Source organism: Vibrio palustris (assembly GCF_024346995.1).
In the GTDB taxonomy this organism is placed as follows: Bacteria; Pseudomonadota; Gammaproteobacteria; order Enterobacterales; family Vibrionaceae; genus Vibrio; species Vibrio palustris.
On sequence record NZ_AP024887.1, the window covers coordinates 523,329 to 535,558 of the forward strand.

Genomic DNA, 12,230 nt, shown 5'->3' on the forward strand with positions numbered 1-12,230 from the left:
GTGAATCATTCATGGACGTGCACGTTACTCTCGAAGTTTTAATCATGCTGTTTTTTGTTGCTTGCGCAGCAGGATTTATTGACGCGATTGCCGGCGGTGGTGGACTTATCACCTTACCTGCATTACTGGCCGCTGGAGTTCCGCCTACTCAGGCATTGGGGACGAATAAGCTACAAAGCTCATTTGGTAGTTTTTCGGCGTCTCTGTATTTTATTCGCAAAGGTCATGTCAGTTTAAAAGAAATGCTCGTACCGATTATCTGTACTTTTATCGGAGCGGCGAGTGGAGCAGAGCTGGTTCAACATATTGATTCATCGATACTGACAACCTTAATTCCGGGTCTTTTAGTGGCGATTTCGCTGTATTTTCTACTCGCCCCACAGACTCGCCCAGAAAGTACGCGTAAACCCATGTCGATGAATGTGTTTGCGCTCGTCATTGGAACCAGTGTTGGTTTTTATGATGGATTTTTTGGCCCAGGGACTGGATCTATTTTTGCCATATGTTTCGTGCTATTAGGACAATTCACTTTAGTAGAAGCGACAGCGAGAACGAAAATTCTCAACTTCACTTCAAATATTGCCGCATTGACTTTCTTTCTCATTGCTGGCTTACCAATTTGGGAAATTGGATTAGTGATGGCCGCAGGGCAGTTTATTGGTGGACGTTTAGGCGCGACGGTAGTGATTTCTAAAGGTACCAAATGGATTCGTCCTTTAGTCATTGTGATGTCGATGCTCATGGCGATGAAATTGTTATGGGAACAACACCAAGATTGGCTGCTGTCTTTTGTTTAAACTGTCACGACGAACCACCACTAAAATGGTCTATCAATAAAAAAGGTTAAGCGTAAATACGCTTAACCTTTTTTATTTCGCTTATGTCATTAATAGACCTAGACGCAACTTTTATTACTGGCCACTTGTCTCGCAGGGAAGTGATGGCTAGGTGTGACAAATTCATCTTGCGCTGTAATAGTTTGCAGTTCCCATTCACCACTGTCGGCAGTTTGCTTTAAAATGCCATGCACGGCGTTATGACAATGTTGGTAAGCTTGAAGTGGGCTCCAGCCTTTCAATAAACCAGCAGTAAATGTCGCGGTAATTAAATCACCAACACCGACCGGTTCTTTGTTCATTTTATACAAAGGTCGTGAGGCTAAATAAATGGCGTCAGGAGTCGCAAGTAATAAATTAAACTGCTCATTGCCAATACCATATAAATGTTTAGCGACTACAATATTCGGCCCTTTGGCTAAAGCGCGTCGGCTAGCTTCAATAGCATCATCTAAACTGTTAATTGGCATTTGTGCGATAGTTTCTAATTCAAATTGGTTAGGAACAATCACATCTGCGACGGGAATAAGTGTATTCACGATTTGCTGAGTAATGCCCGGCGCAACCAGACAACCTTTGCCTGGGTTATTCATCACAGGGTCGCAGATATACACCACGTTAGGGTTGTGTTGTTTAACGTGACGTACCGTATCAGCGATGACAGAACATTGCTCTGGTGTGCCTTGGTAGCCTGTAACAATGGCTTGGCATTGTTGCCAGATATTAAGGTTATCTAAGCCTTGCACCACATCTTTTATTTCATCGGCGCTAAACGCTCGACCTGTCCATCCTTCCATGTAGTGGGTGTGGTTTGAAAATTGGACCGTATGAATTGGCCACACTTCGAACCCCATTCGCTGCATTGGAAAAACAGCACTACTATTACCCGCATGCCCATAACTGACATGTGATTGAATGGATAGAATCCCTTGCATAACTATGTGTCTCTTACAGTATTCAATATAAACAATATACGGGGTATTACCGCGATATTGATGGCTAACTGTTCATCCAGAACGGTCTATTCATTATAGGCTACACCGATTAAAACAAAAGAGACAGTAAAATTTTAATTGTGATTTTTTATTCATAATTATAGAAATAAAATTCAATTACCTATTAAGGGCGAAAATGGGTAAAGATAAATGCCAACGTATTGCACCGAGACGAATTATCAGTGTCGCGCTAATGCAAGAAAGCAGAGCAACCGATGATGAATAGCCAAAATAAATTGCTAATGTATGGAAAATACCACCAATAATACATGCGGTTGCATACACTTCACGGCGCAAAACCATTGGGATTTCACGAGCTAAAATATCGCGAATGATTCCGCCACCACAACCCGTCAGTACACCCATAATAATCGCGACAAATGAGGAGCCTTGATAAGCTAGCGATTTATCAACCCCAATTCCGACGAATACGGCAAGACCGATGGCATCACACACGGGTAAAATCCACCATGCAATACGTTTGGGTCTGCGGACGATCAGCATGGTTAGCACACTGGTAATGAGAATATCCCAAAGATACGCTGTATCACGAATCCAAAATACTGGCGTAGCACCAAGCGCAATGTCACGCATCGTTCCCCCGCCAATGGCGGTCACCCCCGCAAGAACTATGACTCCAAATGGATCCATGCGCAGTCTACCAGCAAGTAAGACGCCAGAAATGGCAAATACGGCGGTACCAAACAAGTCGATAAAATACAGTAATGATGTATCCACAAGTTTTACTCTCAAATAATGGGGGAAATCAACGAGGGCGAATTGTAAGGGATTTGAGACGGCTATCGCTAGTCTTTTCTTACTCGGTCAAGATATTTACAGACCTGCTCTACGGCGTTTAAAGTACGTGGTGTTGCACGATTTAACCAATCTGCATTGAGCGTCCACACGTGATGGTGTTGAAACGCTGATAATTCATTTTGCCAGTTATCCCAGAGCTGCATTGCGTTAGGATGTGCAGAAAACATCACCTGTGGTTGCGCTAACAGAACTTGTTCTAGACCAACTTGTGGGTATGGACTAGGGCTACTCGCAAACACATTCACGCCGCCGCATAGGGTAAAAACGGCACTGGGCCAACTGTCTTTTGCCATGGTTATAAGCGGCTTAGCGCTAATTTGATAAAAATAGCGAACAGGAGATGCGTCTTGATAACGCTGCCTGAGAGCATTAAGTTGCTCCATAAATTGCTTAGCATTATTGAGGCCCGTTTGTGGATGGCTGGCGTAGTGACTTAAATGCCGAATATGCTCGGCGATATCGTCGAGGTGCTTAATGGAAGCCGGATAAACATTAAATCCCATATTTTTAAGCTGCGCGATAACTTTGGGCGGGTTGCCTTCAGGCCAACTGATGATTAAATCGGGTTGGAGCGCAATAATGCGATCCACATTGATGCCTTTAAAATTAGCGACGCGTTCAATATGTTTTGCCGCTGGTGGGTAATCGCTTGCTTGACTCACGCCGACTAACTGCGAACCCAGCCCGGCAGCAAAGGCAAGCTCTGTCGCATGAGGCGATAAACTAATAATACGGTGCGCGGCCGAGGCGAAAGAAGAGAGCGCGCACAAAACCACGCAGGTAAGTACCCGGGGAAAGGTGCTGGCCACTCTATATCCCATGTAATATCGCGGCCGTTATTAGGCTCTGCAGCATAATCCAAGCACAGGTTCGCCAAGCAAGTAAAGATTGCAATTGGGAAAGATGAATAGCGGCAGGGGCAATTCTTCCACCCACTTTACTACGTAAGGATTTTTGTGAGCCATAAATTGCTGGGCCACCTAGCGCTAATTCGAGTTTGCAGCCGATAATGCATAGTAGCCATGCAGGACCGGGCAGCGGCCAAGTTGGTATCTGCTCTGCAGCACGTGACCAGGTATGACGCATATTCTTGCCAAGCAAAAGAAGTAGGCTAAATAAGCGCAGCGGAATAAAATCTAATACCGCAACCACGCGTACAATCGGTAACCCAAACGGAGCATACTCTTGACGACTTGGTGACCAGGCGCGTGCGAGCTCAGCTAATAAGCGATAAGTCAGTGCCCCAATGCCGCCTAAAATGGCATACCAAAATAATACGCAGATTACATTGCGGCCAAACCCCATGATTAATGTTTCTGCACTGGCTTTTCCTAAGCCTAGCGCCGATAACGTTTGAGTGTTGCGATTAACATAAGGAGCAAGCTCTTGACGGGCGGTGACTTTATCTTGCGCCGATAGTGCTGTAATTAACTTTCTAGATAAAGTTTCTTGCGTGCGCCAATCTAAGGATAATAAAAGTAATGCTAATTCAAAAAGGATCGGTTGCCAGACTAATGTTTTGAGCGCATATAGCACGGCAATGGCGGGGATTATCATAAATAGCCAAGCTAAGGTACCACTCAAATAAGATTGTTGGTAGTGATGCTGCCGGTTTACTTTGCTGGCCAGAAGCTCTGCAAATTTATGCCAAAGTGTCACTGGATGAGCGGAGTGAGGAATTGGAATTAATAGGTGAAAGAGCAACGCCCCCCATAATGCGAGGAGCGAGCCATTGGCATAAATTAGATGAAGATAGGCTTCCATGCGTGTCTCTATCTATTTCATCAATTCAAGCATTTTAAATACCATATCTGATGAGCTTTGCGCTGCAAGAGGCAAGAACTCGTCAAATGACATTGGAGACTCTTTATTGGCGACATCAGAAATAGCGCGCACGACAACAAAGGGAACATGACATTGATGACAGGTTTGGGCGATAGCAGAGGCTTCCATTTCGACAGCGACAGCGGTTGGAAAATGCTTACGAATGTAGTCTTGTTGGTCTTGTCGACACACAAAGGCATCGCCGGTACAGATTAAACCGCGCACCGCATGTTTACCTTCACTTTGTTGCAGAGCTTGGTCAGCAATTGCCATTAGCTTTTCATCCGCGAAATAAGCCGCAGGTTGACCTGCCATTTGCCCCATTTCATAGCCAAATGCTGTCACGTCAGCATCATGGTGGCGAACTTCACTTGAGATAACCACATCACCCATAGTTAATGACGCATCAAAACCGCCAGCAGAACCCGTATTAATCACGACATCAGGTTGATAGTCGTTAATTAATATAGCTGTTCCGACGGCTGCCGATACTTTACCAATACCAGACTGTAATAAGACGACTTCTTGACCGTTAATTTGGCCAGCATAATACGTACCGCCGGCTTTATTCATTTCGGAAACATTCTGCATTGCGTTTTTTAGGATAGCGACTTCTTGTTCCATCGCACCAATAATGCCAATTTTCATGGGAGAATCTCTTTTTATTAATAGGGGAAACTAACCGTAGTTTACCATGACCGTGCGCGGATAATCGAGGCTAGGGGGACTCTAATAACCCAGCTTGAGCTAACTTTGTGCGTAGCTGTTCTACACGGCCTCGATTACTGCCAAGATCGAGATATTGATCGCGTGTCTCTGAGCGTACGATCAGTTGATAATCGTCGAGTCTTAATTCTAGATCATCAATGGCGTTAAAAAAGGAGGAGGCACATTCAATACGTAAATAATCTGTGCTGGCATCAGCAACATGCGTATTTGGAAGAGAAAGTACGACACGCTGCACATGCTTCATCGTTACACCAGGGCGCAGTATAAAAGGAGCGAGATAATGTGCTGGACGTGGATCGATAGTGGATACACAACTGACTGCTTGGGAGTCGCATAGTAAGGCGGTGCGATCTTGTTCAGGTTCGCTACCTCGGCTGCAGCCAACCAGAAGAAGCGGAAAAATCATGACAGCCCATGGAGCTAATTTAGCAGTATTGCGTATACGGTTTGGTGACATTGAAAACGCCATATTATGGTTCATGATTAAAATTATAGACTTAGATATAAAAAAAGGATCCATATTACTATGAACCCTTTTAGTATAAGTCTGTTCGCTATGGAATGGAGTTACACCTCCAAGAAATCCATAATGCCGTCAGCGGCTTTACGACCTTCGTCAATGGCAGTAACAACCAGATCCGATCCGCGTACAATATCACCTCCAGCAAAGATTTTCTCGTTACTTGTCTGATATTTAAAAGTTTGATCAAACGGAGCTTTAATGCAACCACGTGAATCGACATCGACACCATAAGGTTCTAACCACGCCATGTTATGGGGTTTGAAACCAAAGGCCATGATGACGGCATCGGCATCAAGAATGTATTCACTACCCGGTACTGGTTCTGGTCGACGACGTCCTGCTTCGTCTGGCTCACCCAAAGCGGTTTTGACGACTTTGACGCCCGTCACTTTACCTTGAGGGTTAACTTCTAGACCAAGAGGTTGCAGGTTGAATTGGAAATCAACGCCTTCTTCACGTGCATTTTTCACTTCACGGCGAGAACCTGGCATGTTTTCTTCATCACGGCGATAGGCACACACGACACTGCTGGCACCTTGACGAATGGAGGTGCGAACACAGTCCATCGCCGTATCACCACCACCAAGGACGACGACTTTTTTATTGACCATATCGATATAAGGTTGCTCGTTTTCTAATCCCATTACACTATAAGTGTTAGATACTAGGAACGGCAGGGCATCGTACACACCTTCAGCATCTTCATTATCAAGACCTGCGCGCATGTACTTGTATGTCCCGACACCTAAGAAGACGGCATCAAACTCATCGACTAAATCTTGCATAGCCACATCTTTGCCGACTTCTGTATTTAAACGAAATTCCACGCCCATCTCAGTGAAAATACGACGACGGTTTTCCATGACGCCTTTTTCCAATTTGAATGATGGTATCCCAAAGGTCAGTAGGCCACCAACTTCTGGGTAGCGATCAAAAACGACAGGTTTTACGCCGTTACGTACTAATACGTCTGCCGCCGCGAGGCCAGCAGGACCTGCGCCAATCACCGCCACTTTTTTATCGGTCCATGTCACATGTGACATGTCGGGTTTCCAGCCCATTTCAAACGCTTTATCGTTAATGTACTTTTCAACATTACCAATGGTCACGGCACCAAAATCATCGTTGAGTGTACACGATCCTTCACATAACCGATCTTGTGGGCATACTCGGCCACACACTTCCGGTAAGCTATTGGTTTGGTGAGAAAGTTCAGCCGCTTCTAAAATACGGCCTTCATTCGCGAGCTTTAACCACTGTGGAATGTAGTTATGCACTGGGCATTTCCATTCACAGTATGGGTTACCGCAATCTAAGCAGCGATCGGCTTGCGCTGTGGCTTGTTGTTTTGTAAATGGTTCGTAGATCTCTACGAACTCAATTTTACGAACCTCAATCGGCTTCTTTGCCGGATCGACGCGGCTTACGTCGATAAACTGATACACATTCTGGCTCATGATTTGGCTCCTTCCAATTACTGTGCTTGAACACGAAGTTCAGCGGCACTACGGCTTTGGTGACCCAAAAGCGTTTGCAGATCCGCCGCTTGCGGTTTGATGAGGTAGAACTTAGGAATCCATTCGTCAAAATTAGCGAGGATGGTTTCAGCATGGGCTGATCCCGTCTGCTCTAGATGCTCTGCGATCAAACCACGCAGATGTTCTTGGTGGATATACAAATCTTCCAGAGAAATGGCTTCTGCCGACTCTTGGTTAACACGTCCTGTAAATTCATTATCTTGGTCAAGAACGTAAGCAAATCCGCCTGTCATACCGGCACCAAAGTTGACGCCAGTACGCCCGAGAATCGCCACGACACCACCTGTCATATATTCACACGCATTATCGCCAGCGCCTTCGATGACTGCAATCGTGCCTGAGTTACGCACACCAAAACGTTCACCAGCTTTACCTGCTGCAAATAATTTACCGCCAGTTGCGCCGTATAGACAGGTGTTACCGATAATGGTCGCTTCGTTACACGTAAAGGCAGTACCTTGGTGTGGTTTGATGACGAGTTTACCGCCAGCCATGCCTTTACCCACGTAGTCGTTGGCATCACCTGTTAGGTTGAGTTCCACACCACCGGCATTCCAAACACCGAAAGATTGGCCTGCTGTACCTTCTAGTACCACACGAATCGGTTCTCCAGCCAGTCCTTGGTTGCCATAGCGCCGTGCTATTTCACCCGAAAGCTGAGCCCCGATTGAACGATCGGTGTTAATCACGCTGTAATACAGATCCGTGGATTCTTTCCGCTCGACAAAAGGTAGGGCATCTTTAACTAAGCGTTCATTGAACTCACCGCTATCAAAGGGAGTATTTGGCTCTGTACAGAAAAGCGGCAAGCCTTCAGGAGAGACTGGCGCTTCTAAGATATTGGAGAGATCCAATTTGCTTTGCTTCGCAGTCATGCCTTCGATGACTTCAAGTAAATCGGTACGCCCAATTAAATCTGTCAGTTTTTCTACGCCTAATTGTGATAGGTAACCGCGTACTTCTTCAGCTAATCCGCTGAAGTAGTTCATAACCATTTCCGGCAAGCCTTTAAAGAACTGTTTACGTAAGGTTTCATCTTGCGTAGCAACGCCCGTTGCACAGTTATTTAAGTGACAAATACGTAGGAATTTACAGCCCATTGCAACCATAGGCGCAGTACCAAAGCCAAAACTTTCTGCGCCAAGAATTGCGCCTTTCACCACATCGAGGCCAGTTTTTAAACCGCCATCCACTTGTAAGCGGATTTTATGACGTAGGCCATTGGCGACAAGGGCTTGTTGGGTTTCTGCCAAGCCAAGTTCCCATGGGCAGCCCGCATATTTTACCGACGTTAATGGGCTTGCAGCGGTGCCACCATCGTAACCAGAGATGGTGATCAAATCCGCGTACGCTTTTGCAACACCAGTAGCAATCGTGCCGACACCTGGTTCTGAAACCAACTTAACGGAGACTAATGCTTGTGGGTTCACTTGTTTTAAATCGAAGATAAGCTGGGCTAAATCTTCAATCGAATAAATATCGTGATGAGGCGGTGGTGAAATAAGTGTGACGCCTTGTACTGAATGGCGCAATTTAGCGATTTCAGCCGTGACCTTATGACCAGGTAACTGGCCACCTTCGCCGGGTTTGGCCCCTTGGGCGACTTTAATCTGAATGACATCAGCATTGGTCAGGTAGTGTGGCGTAACACCAAAACGGCCTGATGCGACTTGTTTAATACGTGAGTTACGCTCAGTACCAAAACGCAGCGGATCTTCACCGCCTTCTCCAGAGTTAGAGAAGCCGCCTAAGCGGTTCATTGCGGTGGCAAGAGCTTCGTGCGCTTCTGGGCTTAAGGCACCAATCGACATTGCCGCAGAATCAAAACGTTTGAAAAGATTCGTTGCCGGCTCGACATTCTCTAGTGGTGTCGTTTGTTGTGACGGTTTGAGTTTCATCATGTCACGCAACATCGCGATAGGGCGCTTGTTGACGTTTTCTGCATAGGTTGTGTAGTCCTGTGCATCGCCAGATTTTACCGCACTTTGTAGCGTCTGAACCACATCTGGGTTATAAGCATGATATTCGCCGCCATGCACGTATTTCAGTAAACCACCGTGATCTATGGATTTACGTTTAGTCCATGCTTTACGTGATAGGTTCTGCAAATCTTGTTGGAAATCCGCGAAATCTGCACCTTCGATACGGCTCATGACCCCTTTAAAGCACAGTTCAACCAAGTCAGAGCTTAGACCTACGGCTTCAAATAGTTGCGAGCAACGATAAGACGCGACGGTTGAAATGCCCATTTTAGACATAATTTTGTATAGGCCTTTATTGATGCCGTATTGATAGTTTTGCATTACCGTGCGGTAATCTTTATCAATGGCGCCATCATCGACCAACTTACCTAATGTTTCATAAGCAAGGTATGGGTAAATAGCGGTTGCGCCAAAACCAAGTAATACCGCGAATTGATGCGGATCTCGGATTGCCGCACTTTCTACAATAATATTGGCATCACAACGCAGCTGAGTGGCAATTAAACGTGTTTGAATCGCCCCTACCGCCATTGCGGCAGGAATTGGCAGTTTGCCTTTTTCCAGGTTGCGATCGGATAAAACGAGCAAAACGCAGCCATTACGTACAAGCTGTTCGGCGTGATCACACAAGTCCACTACTGCTTGTTTAAGGTCCGTTGTATTTGGATCGTATTGAATATCAATGACTTCATGGCGGTAATGCTCGGTACTAAGACTCATCAGCTGTTGCATGTCAGAGTACAACAATACGGGTGAATCAAAGGTCACACGATACGCATGGCCATCTGTTTCGTTGAAAACATTCATTTCCTGGCCAATACACGTCGCGAGAGACATGACGTGTTTTTCGCGCAGTGGATCAATCGGCGGGTTGGTGACCTGAGCAAACTTCTGGCGGAAGTAATCGGTAATCAAGCGCTCTTTTGACGACAATACGGCCATTGGCGTGTCATCACCCATAGAGCCAACGGCTTCTTGCCCCATATCACCCAATACGCGCAGCACTTGATCGACTTCTTCATTGCTCATCGCGAATTGTTTTTGATAGGTTTCGAGTTGTGATTCATCAAAAACACGACTGCCGACTTCATCATCAGGCAGCGCAGAAAATGGCGTGAGTGGATAGACACATTCGTTGAGCCATTCACGGTAAGGATGACGAACTTTTAAGTCGTTATCAATTTCCCAAGACTGCCACAATTTGCCTTCTTTGGTATCAATAACCAGTAATTCGCCCGGCCCTACGCGACCTTTTTCAGCGACTTCATCAGGGGCATAATCCCAGATGCCGACTTCGGAGGCGAGAGTAATTAGCTTATCTTTAGTGATCACGTAGCGAGCAGGACGTAGGCCATTACGGTCTAGGTTACATGCGGCGTAGCGACCATCTGAGAGAACGATCCCGGCTGGGCCATCCCATGGTTCCATGTGCTTAGAGTTAAAGTCATAGAACGCGCGTAAATCATCATCCATATCTGGATGGTGCTGCCAAGCGGGCGGCACAAGTAAGCGCATTGCTCGGAAGAGATCCATACCACCTTGCAAGAGCAACTCAAGCATATTATCTAAGCTGGATGAATCAGACCCGGTTTCATTGACGAATGGCGCCGCGCTTTGTAGATCTGGAAGTAGAGGCGAAACAAATTTATAGGCACGCGCACGAGCCCATTGACGGTTACCTTGAATGGTATTGATTTCACCGTTATGTGCAAGATAACGAAATGGCTGAGCCAAAGGCCAGCGAGGCTGAGTATTGGTTGAAAAGCGCTGGTGGAATAAACAAATTGAGGCTTCCATACGCAGATCGGCCAAATCGAGATAAAACCTTGGCAGATCGGCAGGCATACACAAGCCTTTATAGATGATGACCTGCGTAGACAGTGAGCAGATATAGAAATCATCATCTTGGGTAATTTGTTTCTCGATACGACGACGAGCAATATAAAGACGGCGTTCAATATCGCGCTCTTGCCAACCAGCAGGTGCTGATACGAAAACCTGCTGAATATTAGGTAATGAAGCGGTAGCGATTGGCCCAAGGACTTTAGCGTTAGTTGGCACATCACGCCAGCCAACCACTTTCATGGTTTCCTGCTCAAGCTCTTTATTAATGATATCTCGTGCGAATTGAGCTTTGGTTGGATCCTGACTTAAGAAAATCATACCAACGGCGTACTGTTTACCGAGTTTCCATTGGTTTTCTTCTGCGATAAGACGCATGTATGAATCAGGTTTTTGCAGTAATAGACCACAGCCATCACCAGTTTTGCCATCAGATGCGATGCCGCCACGGTGAGTCATTCGGTCAAGTGCAGAGATGGCAGTACGAACCAGTTTATGACTTGGTTGGCCTTCCATATGCGCAATTAAGCCGAATCCGCAGTTATCTCTTTCAAAGCTTGGATCATAAAGAGCCATTGCAATTCTCCCTTCTTGCCTTCTATGTCTTCCAGACAGTAAATGACTATATATTCTTATAAGTTGTATATGTATGAGTGTTTATATTAAAAAAATGACTAAAAAATTAAATGGTCATATAAAAAAAACTCATACTGAGACGACAAATTATAGCTTATTGCCTCAAAGGTCAAGCAGATGCTTTGAAATCTCAGTTTCAGCAGTTTTCTTTTTTATGGTTTTTAATTAATCCAATAAAATCATATGCTTGACTTTCTATGTGCTATACAAATGTTACATAAAAGTCAGTGATTTATATATAAAAACGAGTGATAAAAGTAGGGGGAAATTTTTCGTTATCAATAACTCATGGGGTGATATTTTGGTTTTTAGCTTTTATTTTAGTGTTAATCACTATTTTTTATCGATAAATTAGTGTTTTTTATCAAATGCACAGAGCGCTTTTGTCTTAGGAATTTATAATCCACTGAATGGAGTTGAGTATGTCATTCTTTAAGTGAGAGATTATGCATTTTGCTTATGGATGAAGGTAAGAGGAAGGAAATAATATCAATCAATGGCTTTAT

Annotated in this window: 9 protein-coding genes; 1 reads left to right on the plus strand and 8 read right to left on the minus strand. The window is 45.2% G+C overall.

Going from position 1 to position 12,230, the window contains the following annotated elements:
• Positions 1–17 precede the first annotated feature (17 nt).
• On the plus strand, positions 18–797 hold the full coding sequence (locus tag OCU30_RS02570; RefSeq protein WP_077311874.1) for a TSUP family transporter: 780 nt from the start codon (positions 18–20) through the stop codon (positions 795–797).
• A 98-nt stretch (positions 798–895) separates the two neighbouring features.
• On the opposite strand, the gene pdxY is transcribed toward OCU30_RS02570, so the two are convergent.
• The 8 genes from pdxY to gltB form a co-directional block, all read right to left on the minus strand.
• Positions 896–1,771, minus strand: coding sequence for a pyridoxal kinase PdxY (pdxY, locus tag OCU30_RS02575; RefSeq protein ID WP_077311189.1), 876 nt, complete (start codon positions 1,769–1,771; stop codon positions 896–898).
• Positions 1,772–1,948: 177 nt separating this feature from the next.
• Positions 1,949–2,569: a TRIC cation channel family protein gene (locus OCU30_RS02580; RefSeq protein ID WP_077311191.1), complete on the minus strand. Its 621-nt coding sequence runs from the start codon at positions 2,567–2,569 to the stop codon at positions 1,949–1,951.
• 68 nt (positions 2,570–2,637) lie between these two features.
• Entirely contained in the window at positions 2,638–3,471 is an 834-nt protein-coding gene (btuF, locus tag OCU30_RS02585; RefSeq protein WP_077311193.1) for a vitamin B12 ABC transporter substrate-binding protein BtuF, read from the minus strand.
• Complete coding sequence (locus OCU30_RS02590; protein WP_077311195.1) at positions 3,461–4,414, minus strand: cobalamin biosynthesis family protein; 954 nt, start codon at positions 4,412–4,414, stop codon at positions 3,461–3,463. Before OCU30_RS02590 ends, btuF begins: the two co-directional genes overlap by 11 nt.
• 12 nt (positions 4,415–4,426) lie before the next feature.
• On the minus strand, positions 4,427–5,122 hold the full coding sequence (gene mtnN, locus OCU30_RS02595) for a 5'-methylthioadenosine/S-adenosylhomocysteine nucleosidase (protein ID WP_077311197.1): 696 nt from the start codon (positions 5,120–5,122) through the stop codon (positions 4,427–4,429).
• A gap of 70 nt (positions 5,123–5,192) precedes the next feature.
• The gene (locus OCU30_RS02600) at positions 5,193–5,609 is read right to left on the minus strand and encodes a DUF1499 domain-containing protein (protein WP_077311875.1); all 417 of its coding nucleotides are present in this window, start codon (positions 5,607–5,609) and stop codon (positions 5,193–5,195) included.
• A gap of 161 nt (positions 5,610–5,770) precedes the next feature.
• Complete coding sequence (locus OCU30_RS02605) at positions 5,771–7,183, minus strand: FAD-dependent oxidoreductase (RefSeq protein ID WP_077311199.1); 1,413 nt, start codon at positions 7,181–7,183, stop codon at positions 5,771–5,773.
• A gap of 17 nt (positions 7,184–7,200) precedes the next feature.
• Complete coding sequence (gltB, locus tag OCU30_RS02610) at positions 7,201–11,664, minus strand: glutamate synthase large subunit (protein ID WP_077311201.1); 4,464 nt, start codon at positions 11,662–11,664, stop codon at positions 7,201–7,203.
• Positions 11,665–12,230 lie beyond the last annotated feature (566 nt).